Genomic DNA, 20,178 nt, shown 5'->3' on the forward strand with positions numbered 1-20,178 from the left:
GACTCGATGCGGTAGCCGAAAGGAGGGCAACCACCTCTCGTGATGGCTGCCCTCCTCCGTCCTGACTAACTGGTCACATCGTGCCCGTGGTCAGCTGTCACCAGCTGGCGCTGGGCGTTGCGCTGTTCGGCCAGCTGCGCGTCGTCCTTCGCAGCCTGCGGGGCGACACCGTTGAGGTCCTCGGTGCTCAACGCGTACTTGCCCACCGTCCACGCCATCGCGTCAGCCATGCGGTCGAGTGCGACGAGGTCGACGTTGTCCAGATCGTCGCAGCTCTGGTGGTAGCACGAGTCGTAGGCGACACCCGCCTGACCGCCCCAGTTCGCGGCCTGTTCTGGCGTCTTGATCCCATCGGCCCCGGTCTGCACGCCACCCGCGGGAATGCCGACCGCGATGAACTCGGCGTAATCGGACCGGCCATCGAAGTCCCTGCCCTCGGTCTCCACACCCCGTCCAGCGAGGTAGTCGACGAAGGACTGCTCGATCTCTGCCGAGCCGTCGGGACCCGGTCCCGCCCCAACGCCGTCGGAGTCGTCACCGTCGTACACGAAGTACCCCGCGTTCGGCGAGCCGATCATGTCGAAGTTGAGGTACAGCGCGATGTCCAGTTGCTGTTCGGCCGAAAGGCTGTTCACGTAATACCTGGAGCCGACAAGGCCATACTCCTCCGCGCTCCACCACGCGAAGCGTACCGCGTTGTTGACCTTGGGTTTGGCCCCGAGCTGCAACGCGGTCTCCAGCAGCGCGGCCGAACCGGAACCGTTGTCGTTGATGCCTGCGCCCACCGTCACACCGTCGACGTGCGCACCTGCCACCACGACGTTGTCCTTGCGGCCGGTCTTGGTCTCCGCGATGACGTTGTAGCTGGTGCGATCCTCTTGCAGCGCGCGGAGTTCCAGTGCGACCTCGGCGCCGTCCTGCGCGGCGAGCGCCTCGCCGTCGACCCGGGTGATGCCACCAGTGGGAATCCGGCCGACGTCCGGGTCGCTCAAGGTCGCGTTCATCGGACCTTCGACGTTGTTGTAGATGATCGCGCCGACCGCGCCGGCTTCGGCGGCCACGGCCTGCTTCTGCGCGAACGGGCAGATGCCGCGCTCCACGAGCACGATCTTGCCGGTCACGTCGCCGTAGTCGGTGACCTCACAACCGGGTGTATCGTCCGACTCGATCACCGCCAGCGGCGCCGTGATGCCGCCTTCGGGGGTCGAGGGGCTGTAGGTCATGATGTTGATCGGCACATCCGCGCCGGCAACGGCCAGCTCCTGCGCCAGGGTTTCCGTGTAGACGAACGGGAACTCCTGACGGGTCACGGTGTATCCGACCGCCTTGAGCTTGCTCGCGATGTACTCGGCGGACCGTTCGTGGCCGACGGTGCTCGCGGCCCGGTTGCCGTCGCTACTGTCAGCGATGGTCTGCAGTTTGTTGAGATGCCGGCTGATCTGGCTGATGTCCACCTTGCTCGCCAGCTCGTCCGGCAGCGCCTTCCTCGCCGCGGTCGCGGTAGCCGCGCTGCTGAGCACGAGACCGGCGCATGCCACTACGACCGTGGCACGTCTGAAGCGGTGGTTGACCACTGTTATGCACACATCCCTTCATGACGAAGAGTGACTACACGAATCTTCTTAGTACAAGCCGTCAACCCCCGATCCAGGGAACGCGGCCCGCCACAGGGCTAGACCACTACGCGCAGCAGGCCATGCCACCGCTCAGCTGGGTGAAGCCTGACCTCAACGGGGGTTCAGCATCTAGGTGACCCGGAGGAGCCGGTCCGTGCCGTGGCCCTCGGAGCTGTGGATGATGTGGGCAGACTGCTTGAACTCCTGAATAATTAATGGTGCCGCCAGAAATGGGATGAAGATGACGCGCAGCCGTGCCCAGGACCAGGATGTGTGCGGCGTAACCGCCGCGATAGCCGTGATCGACGGCAAGTGAAAAGGTGGATTCTGTAGCTCAACTGGAGGCACTCGTCAGGTCAATGGCGGCCCGTCCGCCCGTATTTGGCCGCACAGGCCGAGTCTCCAATGCCGGGCGCGTCGGTGATCACCTCGGCGAGGTTGGTGCGCGCCTTGCGCTGGAACTGCTTGTATGCCTCCCGGCAACCCTCTGCGCCTTCCGGCAGCGGAGCGTCCCCGTCGAGGTAGCAGCGCAGCAAGCCCAGCCGCGCCCGCCGGTTGTCCATCCGCTGAGCGAGGTCGTCGAGCCACCACTGTGGCGTGGGCATGTGTTCACCTCGCTCGTCTCACGTAGCCGGTGGTGGTCTTGGTGCCAATGCCCTTGGCGACAGCGTCGAGCCGGGCCTGCCAGGCGAGCACCGCAGCGACAGCGGCATCGACCTTGTTCGGAGAGCTGTCGTGCTCCTTGCCGATGGCCAGCTTCTGGTGCTGGATGCGCTTGCGCGCGTTGAGCACGTGCTCGGTCAGCTTGAACGCGGCGTCGTGGGTCAGGTCGCGGTTGCGGACCGCGCCCGCGAAGGCCCTGATCGCCTCTTGGTTGATGTGGCTGCGACCACCGGTCATCCACCACTCGAACGGATGGTTCGCCTTCACCGTGACCTTCACCCGGCCGCCGTACTTGGCCTCCCAGGCGTTGACGAAAGAGCGCCAGTCCTTCGCTGGGTCGGCATAGAACGCGGCCACCTTGAAGCGGCGGAACGTCTGCGCGATCGCGGCCTCGATCTCCGGGATCGGCGGAGTCCACTCCTCCTGCCCCGGGCCGTCGGCCGCCTCCCACACCTTGATCTCGAACAGGTGCCCATCGGACACCCGGCAGCCGATCAGAGCGGTGGCATCCGGCTTGCCCTGCGCCCGGCCGCGGGAGCCGTCGAACCCGAGGGTGATCCACTCCCGGTCCGCGACCACCTTGTCCAGGTCCTCGCAAGCCTTCCATTCCGGCCGGGACAGCAGCGCATCGGACGCGTGGGTGACCTGGTTGAGGTAGTAGCCGCGGGCGTCCTGCGGGTCGGTGTCCGGATCCCAGTACTCCGCCACCAGCCGGTCGAGGTTGACCCAGCCGCCGTTCACGTCGGCCGAATCGCCGTAGGCGTAGGCCAGACCAGCGCGCAGCGATGCCTCGTCGGTCGGGTCGGTCTGCGCCGGCGCCTCCCGATGATCCACCAGCAGACCCGTGTCCTTGCGCAGCCGCCCGGACTGCTGCATCTTGTACGCCTCGAACGACCGCTCCGCGACCGACTTCCGGCCAGGCTTGAACGCGTTCGGCGTCTCCACCGAGCAACCGTTGACCTTGGCCAGGTTCCGCCGGATCGTCGACGCGAGGTGAGGCCCACCGTTCGACGGAATCCACGACTCGGTCTGATCCATCGCCGAGAACACCGGGCGGAAACCCTCCCGGCTGGTGCCCGACGAGGTGACCGCCTCGACCAGCCCCCGCGGGACAGCGATGAACGTCTCCATCGGGTCGATGTCGTAGTTACTGCTCACCGGGCCACGGCGGGCCATGTCCAGGCACGGCTCCCACGTGTTCGTGGTCTGATCCTCCGAGACGGCGACAATCTGGACCTTCGGTTTGAACCCCAGCGACTCCCACGGCCGGCCAACCGGGCGCCCCTCGGCGTCCCAGCCGTCCATGACCACATCGCCCAGCGCCTCCACCAGGCACAGCGCCGCCACTAACGGCGACTTACCCCAGCCCTTCGGCCTCGACAGCACCGCCCGACGGGTCAGGCGCCCGTTACGCAGCGTGCGACCACCGATCGCCGGGCCGTCGAAGGTCCGATCCACCTCGTACAGCTTGAGCACGAACTCTGCCTGTTCGCGGGTGAACGTCAGCGGCTCCCCGTCAGCAGCGCCGTCCGGCACGATCAGGTTCGCCGTGATCCAGTCCAGGACGATCCAGCCGAGCGTGGGCCGCTCACCCGGAAACTCCGGCTTGAACGGCATCGCTCAGTCCGCCAGGCGCAGGCCCGCGTACCGCGACGACGCACTCGACTCGCGCCGAGGTGCTTTGTCCTCCGCCTCGTCCGCCTGCGCGAACGTGATCCGCAACCGAGCCCGGTCCTCCGGCGTGGCACCGAACTTCGCCACCCTCAGCCGCAACTCAGCCGCGATCTTGTGGTCGCCCCGCCAGAACCGCGCGTGTAGCACCGCCGTATCCAACAACTCCGACCAGTCGGTAGAGGTGAACTCGGCCGACAGCGGCGACTCGGCCCACATCCGCCACCACTCGCGCGTGCGCTGTGGCCACACGAACTCGACCAGCTCGTCGTCGACCTCGATCTCGAAGTCGGGTAGCTCGGGCTGCGGTACCGGCTCCGCGGCGATCACCCGCAGCGGCACCGGATCTTTGTTCGTCCGCGCCCGACGGCTCGGGTCTTTCGGGGCAGGGCCACGACCAGCCATGACAACAACCTCCCGTGTCGGGAACATGCAGCGCGCCCGTGTCGGGAGCATCCAGAGCCGAGCTCGCGCCCGGAAATCGCCAGACCCGTAGCCAATGACAGCCGCAGCACCTTCCTATGCCGCCCAGGGGCCCCAGGGGGTGGCCCCCCACCCCTGACTCAGCCGATCACACCAGGATGCGGCTCAGGGTCTCGCCGTTGACGAGGTCGACGCTCGTTCCATCGCTGCAGCCCGCGCGCCCGCTCAGCGGCGGACTTGGGATCGTGACAGGGGGAGCACAAGCCTTGACCGTTGGTCTCATCGTCCGTCCCACCCTCGGCCACCGGCACGATGTGGTCAGCGATCGTCGACGGTCGAACTCCGCACGCCCGGCAGATCGGATCGCGCTTGAGGATGCGCGCACGGACGGCGGTCGGGAAGGCACGGCGGGGGGTATTCCACACCGGGAGCCTCCATTCGCCGCGGGGTGAGAGCAGCCCAGGGGGCATACGAAAGACCCCGGGCCAGTGATGGTCCGGGGTCCTCAGTGAGTCCTATGTGGTGCGCCCCTGCGGGGACACTGCACCAACATGGATCACTATACGTTCGCCCCAGCTCGGTGCGCTACAGGATCCATATTGCGGTATGTCACACCATCGACATGCCCCAGAGGTCTTGGCCTCGGCTCGGCTCGCCCCGGCTAAGTTCGCGAGCTCGCCCCGACGTGGTTGATCGACTGCCGCTGATACAGCGCGTACGCCTCATCGACGACGGCACCAGCGGTCAGAGCAGGCCAGAGCACGCGGTCCAGATCGTTGGTAAACCGGAAGACCATCGTCTTCTCTTGGGACGCAATGAGTTCTCGTTCCAGCACACCGAGCGTTGCCCAAGTGCGCCCATGGGCAAATCCTGAGCAGATACGCCACGCCGCGAGGGCATTGAGTTCCGGATCCAGTCTGTTACCGGCTTCCTCCACGATTTCCGTACTCGTGGGCACTTTTATCTTCGCTGTGATTCCAGCCTGGGATGCGACGTCCTTCACGCGCTTATCTCGCTCGGCCTTTGGTTTTGCTGGGGTAGCGCCTAGCTCCTTGGTGGCGGTGTGTTCGTCACTGATGTCCTTCAGGGCATAGCGGAGGCGACGTAGTACACGCTCGCGACGACTGCTGGGGGCGAGGAGCCAAACGGCCAACGAGGCGGTCTCAATTGATCCACGGATGAGGGTGAACGGCACGGTCGGGTGGAGCTTTCCGGCATCGGCGATAAGCGTGCGAAAGGCGTGGAGGTGTTCCACGCCAGCTTGTATCGCCGACACAACGAGATGTGACACGTGGAAGGGATCAGCTTGGTTGTCGTCGGCGCGCAGTGAACTGCCCTGGTCTGGCCGATGCAGGCCAAGACCCTCGGCTTCCGCCATCAGCTCGTCAACATGCCGAAAGAGCTCCTGGAGAACCTGCTCCTCTGCGGATTGTTCAGCCATCCCATTGCCTGCCCTTCAGCCTGCGGCGCGGTCCGTGTCCAGCCTGTATATCCGATCATGGCCATCGGGTCGGCCGGCGAGTCGGCGCCGGGCGTAGGACGCGAGCGCGTCCGCCCGGGCAACGAGGCGGCGGCCACGCGTGCCGGACGTTGCCCAGCCATCTTGGTGGCACCACCTCCGGAGCGTGCCGACCGGCACATCGAGCTGCTCGGCCAAGGCTGCGTAGTCGGCCCAGGGGTCACCGAGCTTGTGCCAGCGGGCGCGGGGCCAGTTGGTGCCGCAACCGCGGCAGCGGATCTCTGTGGCCCCGGCGTGGACGTGCAGGGGCGTATTGCATGTGATCGGGGTCGGATAATGCTCGTCGTCGACCTCGATCTCGTCGACGACCACGGGGCACGGGCCGATCCGCACGGACGGGGTCAGTTCCCGGCCGACGGCGCGGAGCTGCCGCAGCACATCCCGCAGCTCGGTGCCGAAGTCGGGCAGCCAGTCTTGCGCGAGCAGGTAGTGCCAGTGGAAGCGGATGGTGGCCAGCTCCCGGGCCATCGTCACCGGCCCGGCCGGCACCGTCTGCCGCACCCGCTCCCGCGGAACATTGAGGGTGGTGTCCTCGCGTATCGCGCGAGCCCACGACGAGACCACGGCCAGCGCGCCGAACCCGTGTTCCGGAGTCCACTTCGTACGGGGGTCGAAGTGCGCGGCCAGAGCGTCGAGCGCGGGCGAGCGGGGACCGTAACCGGGTGCGCCGCGCTGCCCATCGCTGCGGGGCAGGTGGGTCTCCAGGTCTGTGTGCGCGTCGTAGAGCTGCTCAACCGCGGCCAGGTCGGTTGCGAGCTGCCGGGCGCACCCATGGCAGGCGAGCAGGCCAGGCGCGGCCTCGTTGGGCATGCCGTCGGGGTTGCGGCAGCCGAGCACACAGGCGTACACCTCAGGCACGGTCGGTCTCCTCGGTGCTCCCGCGAAGCTCAGAAGCACGAGCCTTGATCAGCTCAAGCACGTGATTTACGGCGACGATGTAGTCCGGGTGGAACAGCGTAGAGCTGATCAGGTTGACCAGCTCGTCGTCTTCGGCGGCGCGGATGAACGGGGCGGCAGCCTCAACAGCGGCGCGTACACGGCCCGCCATGATCCGGTCCCGCGAATTGAGGAACGCGCTGATTGCTTCGTGGCCGACTTCCTGCGGTATCTCGGTCATCGGTCGGTCCCTTCGGCTTTGGTGAACACCAGGACCGTGCGGCCTGGCCTGTCAATGACGTACCCGCGAGCCTCGACCAGGTGGACGAGGCGGCGTAGCGATCGCGGCGTGGCCCGGTAGATCCGGCCGCGGTTTACCTTCCGCGCCAGCCACAGCGCGAGCACTACGAGCGGATACGCGGGCAGGAACAGCACGCAGCCGACGATCTCGCCGAGATCCCGCCGGGTGTCCCGGTCGAACATGCACACGACGAAGCTGAGGGCGAGCACAGCGCCGGCGCCCCACAAGAATCCGATCATCGGTCGATCTCCTCCTTCTGCCGACGGTTCGGGTTGGTGAGCCGCGCGAGAGCGAGCGAGAGAACGTGCACGGCCTCCGGCTCGGTGCAGTTCGCGGTCAGGATGCCGTGCCGCTCGGCGTTGTCGCGGTCGTCCATGGCGAGCACGAAGCGCATGCCGGGCCGTTGGCCGGTGATCGCTCGCATGGCGCGCACGAGTTCGCTCGTGGGGTCCGGTTGCGGGGTGGCGGTCACGGCTGTATCTCCACTTCGATCCACAGTCGACGGTCACCCTTGCCCGGGTGGATCACGGGCATGCGTTCGGTGACGTGCGGGTCGGTGTCGTCGGGCACGATGCCGGCGTCGACGAGCCCGTCTATGGCGGGTTTGCTGGTGGCGGTGAGGTTCGGTGCGTCGGTGACCGAGCGGCCACTCGGCTGGTAATGCAGGGTCACGGTGATGTGCTGTGCCGCGGGGATGCGGGCGTTCCGGGCGTGCAGGGCCACCTGCTGCCGGATGGTCCTGATCTTCTTCGCCTTCGCCCGCCAGTGGAACCGGTCGTTGTGGGAGAGCGGGCGTAGCCCGGTCTTGAGTTGCACGACCATCGGCACGTCGAGCTCGAACACCGGCCGGGATGTGCAGTCGTCGCAGGGATCGGGACAGACGGCGCCGAGGTAGCGATTCCAGTCGCGGTGCCGCTCGCAGCGGGTGATGTTCCAGGACGTCGCGGTGGTCACCGGCCGGTCTCCTCGGTGTTGGGTTGGGCGTGTAGTGGGCAGTCCATCCGGATCACCCACCATTGCCAGTCCGCCGGGTGACGGCCCAGGCGTTGTCCATACCGGGGCAGCGGCAACCCAGGTCCCACGCTTCCCGACTGCCGGGGTCGGCTGCTCGACATCACTGCTCGCCTCCGCTCGGTTCGGGGTAGTCGACGGTGATCCGCGCCAGATCGGCCCGGTAGGCGGCCTCGTACCGGAGCCAGGAGTCCGCCGGGATGCCGACGACGCGCTCGAGGCGCACCGCGGTGTCGTTGGTGATCGGTGCGCGCCCGTTGACGATCTCGTTGACCTGCTTGCGGCTGCACCCAAGCTGTTCGGCGACTCGCTGCTGGGACAAGCCCTGCTCGTCGATCCATTCCTCCAGGTACTCGCCTGGAGCTACGGCATAGTTGGTCGCGATCACTGCGCGCATCCACTCGGCTCGCTCGCAGCCTGGCGACGGTACTCAACCAGCGGTGCCTGGTAGGCGAGAAGGGTATTCCAGCCCATCTTCAAGCTCCACGGGCCGCACCACATTCCGTCGCTGCGGAACCAGTACTCGTCGCCCTCCCATTCGTCTTCGCGGTAGTAGCGAGAATCGCGGCCCATCAGACGCAGACCCTCTTCGAGCGGCTCCGGATCGCCCGCGTTCCACACCCTCGACGTCCATCCGGTGGGCTCATCCTGGGTGTCTTCTCCAAGCCTTGGAGCAACTTGGAGACCACTTGGGGTTGGCTGCGGCGGGGCTGTCTTGGCATAGCCGGCCAAGACATCGGGGCCCTCGTCCAGTGCGGCGACGCAGTTGTGAGGGGCGGGAAAAGCGTGGGCCCTGGTCCACTCGAGCAGCTCGCCGAGCTTCGTCCCGTCGTTCCACGCGCCGCGGGGCGGGGTCAGATCCGGCCGCAGGATCGACAGGGTGTTCAAGGCGGCCTGCCCCGGTCGTTGCACGTCCATCGCCGTGCACGCCCTGTCCGCCTCCCGCCAGCGCTCAGCGGGAGTGAGGGCCTGGGCAGTGCGGGCTTGGATGTCGTGAATGACGCCCGTCTCGCAGTCGGCCCATTCGCGGGCCTCCGCCAGCTCCGTCCGCAGCTTTTCCAACTCGGCGTAATCGCGCCATAGGAGCCGGTTCACGATCTCGTCGGCAACGATGCGCTGCGACGCGACATCCGCGAACTCGATCAGCAAGTTCTCGATGTCCTCGCGCAGCTCCCCGCACCGGCTGGCCATGCCGCCGAGCGGTTTCTCCAGCTCGAAGACGAGGGCAGCCCGAGCCGCCTCGTCGCCGTGCTCCGCAGGTACAACGGGCAGCAGAGACATCGCGAACGACGCCACGACCGACAGGCCCTCGCCATCGACCGCGACGAGATAGGCGCTGCGGTACTCGACCAGCGGTCCCTCGATCACCGTCCCCGCCCGATCGCCCAAGATGCCGACGCGCTGCCCTCGCGCGAATGCTTTCTCGCTCACGAGGAAGCCTCCTGTAGTGAGGTATTGAGGCCCTGTAGGGAATCCAGCGCTTGAGCTAGGCGGCGGCCCCATACCGCCGCCTCTTCGCTTCGGTTGGACAAGTGGGTCTTGCGGATCTGCGCGGCACGCTCCGCCGCGTCCTCGGCGTGGACGAGAACCTGGTTCATCACCTTGACCACGTCGACGCGCTCGCGACGCTGCCTGGGTTCGGATGCAGGCTCTGGCTCCTCGACAACGTCCGCGTCCACCGGCGTCTCGGCCTTCGGCGTGCCGTTCAGCTCAGCGAGATCGTCAGCTGAGATCAGATCAGTGACGCGCGGCTTCGAGCTGTACGTCTTCCCGTCCAGACCAGTCACCGGCGCGGGCTCGGCCTCGGCTTCAGCGGCAGGTGGCAATTTCTTGTCAGCTGCGATCGCCTGCCGCACCGTCTCCCGGTTGCTGCCGACCGCCGACGCGATGGCCCGCGTCGACAGACCTTCGGCCCGCAGGCTCACTACCAGCTCGCGGCGCTCGTCCCGCGCCAGCTTCGGCAGGGAGTTGCCGAACTCGCCAGCGACGTAGGACTCCCACGTGTCGTAACCCAACGCCTGCCAGTCCCGCGCGTGGTAGGCGTCGGTGATGTCCTGCTGCAACTCGACCAACGAGCGAATCCCGGACCGGATCCTCTCGGCGCGAGCAACAGCATCGTCGCGTGTGGACAGTTCAATCATGTCGACCTCAGCGACGGTCATGCTGCCGCCCTGCGGCGGTCCAGGCCCTTGAGGACCACCCGGTCACACATCTGCGTCAGCCGTGACGCGGTGCGTTCTCCGAGCCGTTCGCCGAGTTCGCGGGGAGCCACGTTTGTGGTGAAGATCGTCGTGAGCTCATGGTTGTAGCGGTAATCCACCAGCCGGTAGTTGGTTTCCTCGACGAACTCGGAGTTCTTGCCGGTTCCGAGGTCGTCGACCATGAGGAGGTCAGCGCGGGCGTAGGCCTCGAACGTTTCCTCGGTGTCGACGCCCGGCCGGGGCCGGAGGGCGGCGTAGAGTTCGACAGCTGAGGTGATCCTGATGTTGCGGAACAGGTCTTGGTCGAACAGCCACGAGACGAGCCCAAATGCCTCATGGGTCTTGCCGGTGCCCACGGGGCCGAGGAGTAGCAAGCTAGGCCCGGCAGTGCCGTACCGTCCGTGGGCGTCGGTGCTCTGCTCGTCGAGCGGCTGGAGGTCCCAGGGTTCGCGGGTGAGGTTGTTGGCCCACTCGCACACCTGGTCGTCGGTCGGTTCCCGCACACTGGCGTACCGTCCGGGAATCTGCTGCGCCAGGCGCTTGGCGGCAGGTCCCCGCAGGCGGCTGAGTCGCTCAGCCTTGATGCGGGCTTCGGCCTCGCCGAGGGAGCGGATGCCCTCCACCTCAAGCCAGTCGGTGAACGAAACCCGTTCGCCTGGAGCGACCTTGGATTGCGCTTCATCCCACTGGTTGCGGAGTCGATGCTCCACCTCATGGGGCAGGTAGCCGATCATGCTGTGATCTCCTCAGAAAGCTTCGTCGTAAACGGACTGGTCGACGGGGTCCTGGTATGGCTGCCAGCCGCCTGAGCCTGCGCCGGCCCGTGAAGCGGGTGGTTCGTCTGTCCACCGCTTCTGGTTGAGCCACGTCGTCGGGTCGGGGATGAACTGCCGTTCCTTGCCGACGTAGCCGGCGGCGGCCCAGAGGTCCCGCCAGCGTTCGGCTTCAGCGATCAGGAACGCGGGATCGTGCCCGGCCTTGACCGTCTTCACGAAGACGCGCCGGGCGTCCTGCAGCTTCCGCTTCTTCGGGTAGGCGCTCCACCACCGCTGGAACGGCTCGTCGAGCGGATCGACTCGCGTCGTCGGCGCGGCCGGTTCGATGCCGAGATCCAGCTCTCCGTCAGCCGGGTCCGAGGCGGCCCGTGCCGCAGGCGCGGGGTATGGATCTTTGTAAAGGACCTTTGGACTTTTATAAGGACTTTTACGGGGGGACTCTGAGTCGTCTACAAGACGATCCTCGATCGTCTTCAAGACGACGCTCAATCGTCTACGTGACGATCGTGAGTCGTCTACATCGGGCCGTTGAGACGATCGAGAATCGTCTACAGTAGATGATTCTGAGTCGTCTACCGTAGACGACCGAGAATCGTCTACATCAGACTTATCGCGCCACCGCGCCTGACGCTCCGAACGCTTCCCTCGGTGTCGCTCGCAGAACTCGTCGAACGACTCCTCGCCACGCCGCTTGTGGACGTGCAGCACCCAACGCGGCTGCCCCTGCGGCCCCACACCGTCCTTGCTGATGAGCCCATAGCCGCATAGCCGCTTCAGGACACGCGGCACGACTTCCGGGTTCAGGTCGAGCGCGTGCGCGATCGACACGGCCAACGGGAAGGCATTCCGGCCTTCCTTGTCGGCCTTCGCGCCCAGATAGGCCAGGACGAGCCGGCCCGTGGGATCAGACTTCGGCATCACAGCCTCCGTCAGCGCCCACTGCGCGGCCTGCCACGACATCCGACCCCCTCAATTCGATGATCAACGCTTGCTCCAAGGGGTGGCCGGCCCCAGATCGAGACACGGGGCCGGCCACACAGTCGGCGGGAACTACGGCTCCTCCGAGGATGGGGTGACGGGGCCACGGAAAGCGCGCCGTCGGGCCTCTTCCTCGCTGATGCCCTCACGGTCCCGGGCGAACATGTCAGCCAGCGAACCGGCGACCTCGGTCTCGACCTCTCCCAGGCTGTTGACGTGCGTCCGGTACGTGGGCACGTCCTTCGCCCGCTCTTCCAGTCCCGAGGCTCGCATCGCGTGGGACATCAGCGGGATGACCGAGTCCATGAACTCTTTGCCCCATGGGGAGTTCAGCATCATGGACATGATCCGGTCGGTGTGGATCAGGTAGAGGTCGCACCAGTAGCGCGTGATCGGGCCGGACATCCTGCCATCGACGTAGTGATCATCGGAGCGGCCTTCGCCCTGCCATACGTCCACGCGCATCGGGTGGTGCCTGATGCATTCCCACCCGACTGTCCCGGTTTGCACGTCTTCCTCGCGCTGTGTGACGAGGTCCCACTTCCACTGGTCTCTCGCCCATTCCGCGAAGTTGGCGGCGTCCCACCCGAGGGCTTCAGCGACCTCGTGGCCCCACACATAGCCGTGGACGCCGAAGGTGACGGTGTCCACGTTGACCTCCGTCAGGACTTCCTGGACACGGCCGAACCCGAACAGGTCCAGCATTCGGCGTTCATCCGGTGGCATGACGATCACGTCCTCGCGCGTGATGAGCGCGAAGAGTTCATCGGTGACCTGCTCGACGAACGCCTCGTCGTCGAGGTCGGATATGCCCTTCGGCGACCAGTGCCGCAGCTGCTCCTCGGCAAGGTGACGGGCATAGCCGCGGAACCTCGCGTTCAGTTCAGCAAGCCGGGCCTCCGGGTCGATCTGCGCGGTCACGCCGCACCCACATTCGACTCGATGTACCTGGTCGGGTCGACCAGTGGGAAGGCCGCGGCCCACACCCACTCGGGGTAGGTCTTGACGGTGCCGTGCACCTTGTGCGGCGCCTCGCCCGGACCGAAACCCGGCTCACCGTGCCGACCGGCCGCCGCGATGGTGCGAGCCCGGCGGGATACCTGCGCGATGTACTTGTCATTCGTCACCAGGCCGTGCCTGATGGCGTACGACCGGCCGGTGATCCACCCGTCGTCGGTCTCCACCGCCTCGATCCGGTGGTTGGCCTGCTCCAACGCCTCGCGGGCCTCATGCAACTCTGAGGTCAACCGCTGGATATCCGCGCCGTGTGCGACCAGCTGGGCCCCTTGCCGACGTTGCTCGTTCTCCAGCCGCCCCTGCCGGAGCAGGATCGCGATCTGCTGCTGGATGTCGGCCGGCATCGACGCGAGGTCGGCCTTCATCACCTCGGCATCGTTGGTCTGCCGGGCGAAGTATGCCTGCGCGGCCGCGACGGCGGGCTTGTTCTCGTCAGCGTTCATCGCCGCGAGGTAGGCGCCGTGCCGGGACAACTCGTAGTCCTGCACAAGCCGACTGCCACCCCGCTTACCCTCCACTGTGTACTCGACCAAAACAAAGTGCTGGTCAATTGCTTCGCCATTCGCCGAAGCAGAGTTCCGGGCCTTCACGATGACGCTCTTGAAGTCCTCCCACCGCACGTAGGTAACCAGCACCTGAAGCTCGCGACCGAGCCAGAACTCGCTGCCATCCAGGCGCGTGTGCTTGATGCGGTCAAACGGCGACCAGCCGTCCATCGTCGCCAGCTCACCCACGACGACCACCGCCGATCGCACGCCCGGCAGAACGGCCAGACTCCACGACCACTATTGCCTCGTCTGCCGCGTCGTCCAACTCCGCAACGGACACTGAAGCGTCCGGGATCTGCACCAACACGCCCTTGGCCTCAGCAAACAGGCGCTCCCACCGGGCGCTCAACTCCGCAGCCCGGCGCCGCCGGACACGCGCGGAGAGCCACCGCTCGAGGAGCACTCCGGCTGCAACACCAGCCGTGAACAGCGCGGCCAACTGCACAACGATCGTCGCGGTCGTCACCGGGCACCCCCGGCAAGCACCACGGGCCGCTGTGGGGCAGGGATATGTTGCCCCGTCGCGACCGTCGCAGCCTCGATCAACGCCGCCCCAAGCTGCTGCGCCTCAGCAACGGTCAGCTGCAACGGCGGAAGATCGGGGCGGATCACCTCCGGCTCGACGATCACCCGCGGCTCGCTCTCCCGGTAACGACGACGCAGGAACACCGCAACCTCGGGTTCATGGCGAAGCGGCTCCGGGCAGCCCTCGTGCCGGACCTCGTGCACCGGGTACATGCTCAACATCAAATGGGCCGCCCACCCGGACCAGCAGGAACGGTCGTCCGGGTGGTCTTGAACGCGGTGTAGCGCCACGCACCACGGCGGGCACGGCCCGCTCTGCCAGTACGGCGTCTGGTCGGCGTCGGTCATCACGCCACCCCCTGCAGAGGCCTCGCCAGCGCGGCGCCGAGCTGCTGCGCATGGTCGATGATCGCGACCGCCTCATCAGCAGCGGCGCGAAGACGCAGCGCGCCCTCCCGGTCCAGCGTGACGACCTCCGGGTGACCCTCGATCGACAAGGCCAGCACCGGCGGCTTGTCGCCGAACCGAAACACCTCGGCTACAAGGGGCGCATCCCCCCGCTCATCGTTCCAGGCCAGATCGTTGGCCACCACAGGCACGATGTCGATGGGCCGGTGGAAAACAAGCGAGCCGTCGGTATCAAGGATCAGCTCACCACTCCCATCCGGCAGCACACCCCCGGGGAGCTCAGCGAGCCGCTGCAACAGCTCGGGGTGGGTGTTACTGTGCGTTAAGGGCATGCAGGTCTCTTCCTGCGTGTTTGTCTCGACGGACCGCCTGGCCTCCGCCGGCAAGCTGTGTGCCGGGCGGTTCGTCAGTTCTGGCGTGTTGTTCCGGGTTGTCATCACGCGACCTCCTCTGCTACTGCAGAGCCTCCAAGTACTTCGATCAACGATGCGGTGATCGCCCGATACGAATTGCCTACCTTGATGACGCGGCAAGGGAACTCCCCACGCTTGAGCAGCTCGTATCCATGCGAGCGGGAGATGTCGAGCGCGGCGCACGCCTGCGGGATGCGCGACACCGCCGGCCAGTTCGCCTTGATCTCTTCCAGGGTGGGAGCTGGCTGCCTAGTCATTCGACTGGCCTCCACCGAGAGCGACCTCGCGTAGCCCGGTCAGAAGTTGTCCGTAGCGCTCTGCCAGTTCCCCGCGTGGCGTGCGAGATCCGTCCTCCCATCGACTGATGGTCATGGCAGATACACCGAGCTCCTGGGCCACAGCTCGCTGGGAGACGCCTGCAGCCTCACGGATTGATCTCCGCACCGTGGCCTGCGGGAGCGCCCGCTCCGCGCGTACCCTGGCCAGCAGATTCATGGTTGCCCTCCTGGTTTCAAACGGAACATGTTTGGTTGCATTGAAGGTCCGCAACCGCTGCATGCAGTAACGCTAGCACAGCTGATCGGACGCTTGCATCGACTCCACGGGCGTGTTGCACGGTTGCACAGGTGGTTACGCAACGGTTAGGGTTGCTGCATGCCACCACGTCGACGAGCCCGGGTCAGGATCCCGGACATCGCTGGCCTTGACCGCGATTCGCAGATCGTCGAGTACGACTCCGTCGATCCCTGGGCACCCGAGGACCAGCCCTTCAACAAGATGGCCGTCCGCAAGACATGGACGAACTCGTTCGAAGATCCCGAGGGCATGCAGGTCGATCCCAGCGCGCCGAACGGCCCGGATTACTGGTTCCGCGCCGAGATGGAGGACGTTGACTTCGACGTTCATTTCAGACTCGGCGTCACCGCAGAGGGCGGACTCGTCGTCACAGGGCTACTACTGGGCGACCCCGGCGGCACACAGGCGATCACCACGTCGAACCTTCATCGGCTACCGATGGGCGCCCTCTATGAGGCGATCAGCCGTCTCGATGATGTAACTACGGCGGTTGCCGAGAAGGCTCGGAAGTTCGAGGGCGAGGTCCCGACGCGTGGCGGACAGCGAACCCCTGACAAGCAATTCGAAGAGGCAGCTGACCTATACAGGCAATGCCTTATCGAGAGACCGAACGATCCGATTAAGTGCGTCGCGGAAAAGCTCGGCGTGTCCAGTGCCACAGCCTCCAGGCGCGTATCACGAGCCCGCGATCTAGGACTCTTAGCGTCGGACAGCGATACGCGCACCAGCAACGAGAAGAAGCTCGCAGACCTGGTGGCGCGCAACAAGCACCTGCTGAGCGAGGTGCACGAACTCGATGATCGCATGAAGAATATCGGAAACAAATCAACACTCAATGAACTTAGACGAGAGCGCGACGATTTATTCCGGGAATACTCGGAAAATAGCCGCACCCTGAGCATCGTCGAGGAACGGCTAGGCATTCCGATGAACGAACGAGACGGACTCCCATTCTAAGAGAGGAGTGGATGCAGTGGCAGAGATCAAGAAGGTTTACCTGAAGAATGGCAGGACCCGATATAGATTCGTGGTCGACACTGGCCGTGCCCCAGAGTCAGGCAAGCGACTGCAGAAGACGTTCACCTTCGACACGCTGAAGGAGGCGCGGGCCGAGCGCGCTCGGATCACGGCCGAGACGGCGCAGGGCACCTACGTTCGGCCGTCGAAGCTGACGCTGGACGAGTACCTCAATCAGTGGCTACCGCCTGTGGTGAGGGACCTCACGGAGAACACGAAACGGAACTACGAGGACGCCCTTCGCCCGGCGCGTCAGCGGCTCGGCCATAAGGCCCTGCAGGACATCTCCAAGGACGATGTGGAGAAGCTCATTGAGTGGATGCTTACCTCCGGCCGGCGGCGTGGTGGGAAGCCCGGCACTGGGCTGAGTGGCAGGTCGGTCAACCTGACTCTTGACCGCCTCACCGCGGCGTTGGAGACAGCGCACGCCGAGGGCAAGATCGTGCGGAACCCCGCCACACTGGTGAAACACGTGAAGCACGAGCCGACGAAACGCGGCGTGTGGTCGAAGGAGGAAGTGCAGAAGTTCCTGGCGATCGCCACGAAGGAGCGCCTGCACGCGGCCTGGCGACTCTCGCTGTACGGGCTGCGGCGTGGTGAGGTTCTCGGCCTGGAGTGGCCGCTGGTCGACTGGGGCTCGTTCGCTGAGCAGTGCAGGACACATCGGGAGAAATGGTGTGTGCAGTGCTACAGCAAGGGCAAGAATTACCGGCCCACAACGATCTCCATCGAGAAGACCCGGGTGCTGGTCGAGTACAGGCTGGTGGTGAAGCCGCCGAAGTCGAAGAACGGGCTGCGAACGTTGCCTCTCGACGCGGAGACGGCGGCGGCGCTGCGGGCGCTATGGGTCCGGCAGGCTGCGGAGAAGCTCGAGGCCGGGCCCGCGTACGCCACCGCAGACACTTCGTATCTCTGGGAAGGCGAGCGCGTTGCGGACGCCGAGACCGGCTGGGTTGTGGTCGACGAACTCGGTGAGCCGGTGCACCCGGAGTGGTACTCCGACGAGTGGGAGCGGGTGCGCAAGCGCGCCGGGGTATCGAAGATCGTGCTGCACGGCGCACGGCACACCGCCCTGTCGCTGATGGAGAAGGCCAAGGTGCCGATCTCGATCATCAGCAAGTGGGCGGGGCACTACGACGTGAAGTTCACGTACACCCAGTACGTGCACGCGCAGGACGAGGATCTGCACGAGGGCTCAACCGCCCTCGGCGAGCTCTTCAAGGCCAACTGAATAGCAGTACAACCGTACGGGAGAAAATGTGAGACACCGGGTCTTTGCAAAGAAGAAGAGCCCTGTCTCACCGAAGTGAAATAGGGCTCTGACCAGCGTGTTCGAGTGCGCGCCCGGAGGGATTCGAACCCCCAACCTTCTGATCCGTAGTCAGATGCTCTATCCGTTGAGCTACGGGCGCAGTGTTCAGTTGTCCCCGACCGGGGTCGGGATGGTGCTCGGCTGGGCCGAGCCCCGGCGGAGGCTCCGGGATTTGAACCCGGGAGGGGGGGTTACCCCCAACCGCATTAGCAGTGCGGCGCCATAGACCAGACTAGGCGAAGCCTCCCAGGTCGCGACCACTGCTGACATAGAGTACACATGCCCCCGGCCCCCCAGCAAAGCACCCCCTCCCAACCGTTGTACCAGGTCAATCGCGCCCGGCGAAGGCGACGAACGGGGCGAGCGAGTCCGGGTTGGCGAGCGCGTCGCGGCTCACGGCACGCTCGGGGGCTACGCCGCGAAGGATCTTCTTCACCGGGACCTCGCACTTCTTGCCGTTCAGGGTGCGCGGGACCTCCTCGACCACCACGAACCGGTCCGGAACGTGTCGCGGGGACAGCGCGCCGCGCAGCTCCTTACGCAGAGTCGGCTCGATGTCCTCCAGTTTCGCCCCCGGCGCCAGGACAAGGAAGCACAGCAGCTCACCCTCCTCGTTGGCCGAGGTGTCGATCACGAGCGAATCCAGTACCTCGTCGAACCCCTCGACGACGCGGTAGAACTCCGACGTCCCCATGCGAACACCGCCCCGGTTGAGGGTCGAGTCGCTGCGCCCGTAGATGATCGCCGACCCGCGCTCGGTGATCTTGATCCAGTCGCCGTGTCGCCACAGGCCGGGGAAGTCCTCGAAGTAGGCCTCCCGCAGGCGGTTGCCGTCCGGGTCGTTCCAGAAGGAGACCGGCATCGACGGCATCGGCTTGGTGACGATCAGCTCGCCGACCTGCCCGACGACGCCGTGGCCCGTCTCGTCGTAGGCCTCCACCGCCGCGCCGAGTGCCCGGCACGACAGCTCGCCCAGCCACACCGGCAGGTCCGGCGACGCGCCGACGAACGCCGTGCACAGGTCGGTGCCACCGGAAACGGAGCAGATCTGCACGTGGTGGCCGATCGCGTCGGCGATCCAGCGGAAGCCCTCCTCGCTCAGCGGCGCCCCCGTCGAGCCGAGCGCCCGCATAGCCGAGAGATCGAACCGCTCAGCCGGCCGCAAGCGCTCCTTGAGGCAGCTCTGCACGAACGGAGCCGACGTGCCGAAGTAGGTGACCCGGTGCCGCTCCGCGAGCTGCCACAGCGCATTGAGGTCCGGATGACCCGGACTGCCGTCGAACAGCACGATGGTGGAACCGACCAGCAGGCCGGAGACGAGGAAGTTCCACATCATCCAGCCGGTCGTGGTGAACCAGAAAAACCGTTCCCCCGGCCCGAGGTCGTTCTGCAGCGCCAGCGCCTTGAGGTGCTCGACGGTGATCCCGCCGTGGCCCTGCACGATGCCCTTCGGCAGCCCGGTCGTACCCGACGAGTACAGCACCCACAGCGGGTGGTCGAACTCCACCGGGTCGAACTCCAGCGGCGCTCCCGCGTGTTCGGCGAGCAGACCGCCCCAGTCCAGCGCACCCGGCAGCGTGCCGCCGCCCTCGTAGTCGATCAGCACAGTGCCCGCGAGGCCACTCAGCTTCGCACGCAGCTCATCCACCGTCGACCGGACATCGAACACCCTGCCGTTGTAGACGTAGCCGTTGACGGCGACGAGCACCTTCGGCTCGATCTGGGCGAACCGGTCGGCCACCGCGCGCACACCGAAGTCCGGCGAGCACGACGACCAGATCGCGCCGAGGCTCGCCGCGGCCAGGAACGCCACCAGCGTCTGCGGGCAGTTGGGCGCGAACGCCACCACCCGGTCACCCTTGCCGACACCGAGCGCCTGCAGCGCGGCACGCGCGGCAGCCACCTCGGCCCGCAGGTCGCCGTAGCTGAGCTGCTGCTCCCGGCCGTCCTCACGGTTGAAGATCACCGCCAGGTCGTCGTCGGCCTTCGCCGCACCGGCGACCCCGCCGATCAGGGCATGCTCGGCGTAGTTCAGCGTGGCGCCGGAGAACCACCGCGTACCCGGCATCTCCAGGCTCGACAACACCTCGGTGGGCCGCGAGTGCCACCGCACACCCAGGTACTCGGTCAGCGCCGACCAGAAGTCCTCGAGCGACGTCGTCGAGAACTCCCAGAGTTCCTGGTAGTTCCCGGTCGTGACGCCGCGCTCGGTGCGCAGCCACCGGCGAAAGTCGTCGATCTTCGTCTCGGCCACACGCGCGGGCGTGGGCTGCCACAGCACCTCGGGGACCTCGTCGTCAGCGCTCATGGCGGTGAGCCTAAGTCCG

Annotated in this window: 26 protein-coding genes and 2 tRNA genes; 2 read left to right on the forward strand and 26 right to left on the reverse strand. The window is 66.2% G+C overall.

Annotated features, from left to right (window positions below):
• Positions 1-65: 65 nt before the first annotated feature.
• The 23 genes from ABZ863_RS01705 to ABZ863_RS01815 all read right to left on the reverse strand — a co-directional run bounded on the left by ABZ863_RS01705 (position 66) and on the right by ABZ863_RS01815 (position 15,504).
• The gene (locus tag ABZ863_RS01705) at positions 66-1,538 is read right to left on the reverse strand and encodes a M28 family metallopeptidase (protein ID WP_358529718.1); all 1,473 of its coding nucleotides are present in this window, start codon (positions 1,536-1,538) and stop codon (positions 66-68) included.
• 434 nt (positions 1,539-1,972) lie between these two features.
• Positions 1,973-2,221, reverse strand: a complete 249-nt coding sequence (locus ABZ863_RS01710) for a hypothetical protein (protein ID WP_358529720.1) — start codon at positions 2,219-2,221, stop codon at positions 1,973-1,975.
• Positions 2,222-2,225: 4 nt separating this feature from the next.
• A complete protein-coding gene (locus ABZ863_RS01715; RefSeq protein ID WP_358529722.1) occupies positions 2,226-3,896 on the reverse strand; it encodes a hypothetical protein in 1,671 nt (556 codons plus the stop codon).
• A gap of 3 nt (positions 3,897-3,899) precedes the next feature.
• Positions 3,900-4,355, reverse strand: a complete 456-nt coding sequence (locus ABZ863_RS01720; protein WP_358529725.1) for a hypothetical protein — start codon at positions 4,353-4,355, stop codon at positions 3,900-3,902.
• Positions 4,356-4,513: 158 nt separating this feature from the next.
• The gene (locus ABZ863_RS01725; protein ID WP_358529728.1) at positions 4,514-4,843 is read right to left on the reverse strand and encodes an HNH endonuclease signature motif containing protein; all 330 of its coding nucleotides are present in this window, start codon (positions 4,841-4,843) and stop codon (positions 4,514-4,516) included.
• Between the two features lie 191 nt (positions 4,844-5,034).
• Entirely contained in the window at positions 5,035-5,814 is a 780-nt protein-coding gene (locus tag ABZ863_RS01730) for a hypothetical protein (protein WP_358529730.1), read from the reverse strand.
• 15 nt (positions 5,815-5,829) lie between these two features.
• On the reverse strand, positions 5,830-6,750 hold the full coding sequence (locus ABZ863_RS01735; protein ID WP_358529732.1) for a hypothetical protein: 921 nt from the start codon (positions 6,748-6,750) through the stop codon (positions 5,830-5,832).
• Positions 6,743-7,009 (reverse strand): hypothetical protein, encoded by a 267-nt coding sequence (locus tag ABZ863_RS01740; protein ID WP_358529733.1) that lies wholly within the window; start codon positions 7,007-7,009, stop codon positions 6,743-6,745. Before ABZ863_RS01740 ends, ABZ863_RS01735 begins: the two co-directional genes overlap by 8 nt.
• Entirely contained in the window at positions 7,006-7,308 is a 303-nt protein-coding gene (locus ABZ863_RS01745) for a hypothetical protein (RefSeq protein WP_358529736.1), read from the reverse strand. Before ABZ863_RS01745 ends, ABZ863_RS01740 begins: the two co-directional genes overlap by 4 nt.
• Entirely contained in the window at positions 7,305-7,541 is a 237-nt protein-coding gene (locus ABZ863_RS01750; protein WP_358529738.1) for a hypothetical protein, read from the reverse strand. The genes ABZ863_RS01745 and ABZ863_RS01750 overlap by 4 nt, the downstream gene beginning before the upstream one ends.
• Positions 7,538-8,023 carry a hypothetical protein gene (locus ABZ863_RS01755; RefSeq protein WP_358529740.1) on the reverse strand — a complete coding sequence of 162 codons (486 nt, stop codon included), beginning with the start codon at positions 8,021-8,023 and terminating at the stop codon, positions 7,538-7,540. Before ABZ863_RS01755 ends, ABZ863_RS01750 begins: the two co-directional genes overlap by 4 nt.
• A 160-nt stretch (positions 8,024-8,183) precedes the next feature.
• A complete protein-coding gene (locus ABZ863_RS01760) occupies positions 8,184-8,477 on the reverse strand; it encodes a HigA family addiction module antitoxin (RefSeq protein WP_358529742.1) in 294 nt (97 codons plus the stop codon).
• Positions 8,465-9,511 carry a hypothetical protein gene (locus ABZ863_RS01765; RefSeq protein WP_358529745.1) on the reverse strand — a complete coding sequence of 349 codons (1,047 nt, stop codon included), beginning with the start codon at positions 9,509-9,511 and terminating at the stop codon, positions 8,465-8,467. The genes ABZ863_RS01760 and ABZ863_RS01765 overlap by 13 nt, the downstream gene beginning before the upstream one ends.
• Positions 9,508-10,242, reverse strand: coding sequence for a hypothetical protein (locus tag ABZ863_RS01770; protein ID WP_358529746.1), 735 nt, complete (start codon positions 10,240-10,242; stop codon positions 9,508-9,510). Before ABZ863_RS01770 ends, ABZ863_RS01765 begins: the two co-directional genes overlap by 4 nt.
• Positions 10,239-11,015, reverse strand: a complete 777-nt coding sequence (locus ABZ863_RS01775; protein ID WP_358529748.1) for an ATP-binding protein — start codon at positions 11,013-11,015, stop codon at positions 10,239-10,241. The genes ABZ863_RS01770 and ABZ863_RS01775 overlap by 4 nt, the downstream gene beginning before the upstream one ends.
• A gap of 12 nt (positions 11,016-11,027) precedes the next feature.
• Complete coding sequence (locus ABZ863_RS01780) at positions 11,028-12,017, reverse strand: hypothetical protein (protein WP_358529750.1); 990 nt, start codon at positions 12,015-12,017, stop codon at positions 11,028-11,030.
• 90 nt (positions 12,018-12,107) lie between these two features.
• Complete coding sequence (locus tag ABZ863_RS01785) at positions 12,108-12,956, reverse strand: hypothetical protein (protein ID WP_358529752.1); 849 nt, start codon at positions 12,954-12,956, stop codon at positions 12,108-12,110.
• A complete protein-coding gene (locus tag ABZ863_RS01790) occupies positions 12,953-13,807 on the reverse strand; it encodes a hypothetical protein (protein WP_358529755.1) in 855 nt (284 codons plus the stop codon). The genes ABZ863_RS01785 and ABZ863_RS01790 overlap by 4 nt, the downstream gene beginning before the upstream one ends.
• Positions 13,779-14,066 (reverse strand): hypothetical protein, encoded by a 288-nt coding sequence (locus ABZ863_RS01795; protein WP_358529758.1) that lies wholly within the window; start codon positions 14,064-14,066, stop codon positions 13,779-13,781. Before ABZ863_RS01795 ends, ABZ863_RS01790 begins: the two co-directional genes overlap by 29 nt.
• The gene (locus ABZ863_RS01800; protein WP_358529761.1) at positions 14,063-14,473 is read right to left on the reverse strand and encodes a hypothetical protein; all 411 of its coding nucleotides are present in this window, start codon (positions 14,471-14,473) and stop codon (positions 14,063-14,065) included. Before ABZ863_RS01800 ends, ABZ863_RS01795 begins: the two co-directional genes overlap by 4 nt.
• Positions 14,473-14,970 carry a hypothetical protein gene (locus tag ABZ863_RS01805; protein WP_358529764.1) on the reverse strand — a complete coding sequence of 166 codons (498 nt, stop codon included), beginning with the start codon at positions 14,968-14,970 and terminating at the stop codon, positions 14,473-14,475. The genes ABZ863_RS01800 and ABZ863_RS01805 overlap by 1 nt, the downstream gene beginning before the upstream one ends.
• Positions 14,970-15,203, reverse strand: coding sequence for a DNA-binding protein (locus ABZ863_RS01810; protein ID WP_358529767.1), 234 nt, complete (start codon positions 15,201-15,203; stop codon positions 14,970-14,972). Before ABZ863_RS01810 ends, ABZ863_RS01805 begins: the two co-directional genes overlap by 1 nt.
• Entirely contained in the window at positions 15,196-15,504 is a 309-nt protein-coding gene (locus ABZ863_RS01815) for a helix-turn-helix transcriptional regulator (RefSeq protein ID WP_358529769.1), read from the reverse strand. The genes ABZ863_RS01810 and ABZ863_RS01815 overlap by 8 nt, the downstream gene beginning before the upstream one ends.
• A 96-nt stretch (positions 15,505-15,600) precedes the next feature.
• Here ABZ863_RS01815 and ABZ863_RS01820 point away from each other — a divergent pair, with 96 nt between their 5' ends.
• The gene (locus ABZ863_RS01820) at positions 15,601-16,479 is read left to right on the forward strand and encodes a hypothetical protein (RefSeq protein ID WP_358529772.1); all 879 of its coding nucleotides are present in this window, start codon (positions 15,601-15,603) and stop codon (positions 16,477-16,479) included.
• A 16-nt stretch (positions 16,480-16,495) separates the two neighbouring features.
• Entirely contained in the window at positions 16,496-17,770 is a 1,275-nt protein-coding gene (locus tag ABZ863_RS01825; RefSeq protein WP_358529774.1) for a tyrosine-type recombinase/integrase, read from the forward strand.
• Between the two features lie 108 nt (positions 17,771-17,878).
• Here the strand turns inward: ABZ863_RS01825 and ABZ863_RS01830 are convergent.
• From ABZ863_RS01830 to ABZ863_RS01840, 3 genes are all read right to left on the reverse strand, one after another.
• Positions 17,879-17,951, reverse strand: a tRNA-Arg gene (locus tag ABZ863_RS01830).
• A 57-nt stretch (positions 17,952-18,008) separates the two neighbouring features.
• Positions 18,009-18,098 (reverse strand) — tRNA-Ser (locus ABZ863_RS01835).
• Positions 18,099-18,179: 81 nt separating this feature from the next.
• A complete protein-coding gene (locus ABZ863_RS01840; RefSeq protein ID WP_358529777.1) occupies positions 18,180-20,159 on the reverse strand; it encodes an acetoacetate--CoA ligase in 1,980 nt (659 codons plus the stop codon).
• Positions 20,160-20,178: the final 19 nt, after the last annotated feature.

The organism is Saccharomonospora sp. NPDC046836 (assembly GCF_040645195.1).
Lineage (GTDB): Bacteria > Actinomycetota > Actinomycetes > Mycobacteriales > Pseudonocardiaceae > Prauserella_A.

Coding starts and splice junctions, on each gene's coding strand:
- ABZ863_RS01710 (WP_358529720.1), bottom strand. CDS start 2,221: ATGCCCACGCCACAGTGGTGGCTCGACGACCTCGCTCAGCGGATGGAC.
- ABZ863_RS01715 (WP_358529722.1), bottom strand. CDS start 3,896: ATGCCGTTCAAGCCGGAGTTTCCGGGTGAGCGGCCCACGCTCGGCTGG.
- ABZ863_RS01720 (WP_358529725.1), bottom strand. CDS start 4,355: ATGGCTGGTCGTGGCCCTGCCCCGAAAGACCCGAGCCGTCGGGCGCGG.
- ABZ863_RS01725 (WP_358529728.1), bottom strand. CDS start 4,843: ATGCCCCCTGGGCTGCTCTCACCCCGCGGCGAATGGAGGCTCCCGGTG.
- ABZ863_RS01730 (WP_358529730.1), bottom strand. CDS start 5,814: ATGGCTGAACAATCCGCAGAGGAGCAGGTTCTCCAGGAGCTCTTTCGG.
- ABZ863_RS01740 (WP_358529733.1), bottom strand. CDS start 7,009: ATGACCGAGATACCGCAGGAAGTCGGCCACGAAGCAATCAGCGCGTTC.
- ABZ863_RS01745 (WP_358529736.1), bottom strand. CDS start 7,308: ATGATCGGATTCTTGTGGGGCGCCGGCGCTGTGCTCGCCCTCAGCTTC.
- ABZ863_RS01760 (WP_358529742.1), bottom strand. CDS start 8,477: ATGCGCGCAGTGATCGCGACCAACTATGCCGTAGCTCCAGGCGAGTAC.
- ABZ863_RS01770 (WP_358529746.1), bottom strand. CDS start 10,242: ATGACCGTCGCTGAGGTCGACATGATTGAACTGTCCACACGCGACGAT.
- ABZ863_RS01775 (WP_358529748.1), bottom strand. CDS start 11,015: ATGATCGGCTACCTGCCCCATGAGGTGGAGCATCGACTCCGCAACCAG.
- ABZ863_RS01780 (WP_358529750.1), bottom strand. CDS start 12,017: ATGTCGTGGCAGGCCGCGCAGTGGGCGCTGACGGAGGCTGTGATGCCG.
- ABZ863_RS01800 (WP_358529761.1), bottom strand. CDS start 14,473: ATGACCGACGCCGACCAGACGCCGTACTGGCAGAGCGGGCCGTGCCCG.
- ABZ863_RS01805 (WP_358529764.1), bottom strand. CDS start 14,970: ATGACAACCCGGAACAACACGCCAGAACTGACGAACCGCCCGGCACAC.
- ABZ863_RS01810 (WP_358529767.1), bottom strand. CDS start 15,203: ATGACTAGGCAGCCAGCTCCCACCCTGGAAGAGATCAAGGCGAACTGG.
- ABZ863_RS01815 (WP_358529769.1), bottom strand. CDS start 15,504: ATGCAGCGGTTGCGGACCTTCAATGCAACCAAACATGTTCCGTTTGAA.
- ABZ863_RS01820 (WP_358529772.1), top strand. CDS start 15,601: ATGCCACCACGTCGACGAGCCCGGGTCAGGATCCCGGACATCGCTGGC.
- ABZ863_RS01840 (WP_358529777.1), bottom strand. CDS start 20,159: ATGAGCGCTGACGACGAGGTCCCCGAGGTGCTGTGGCAGCCCACGCCC.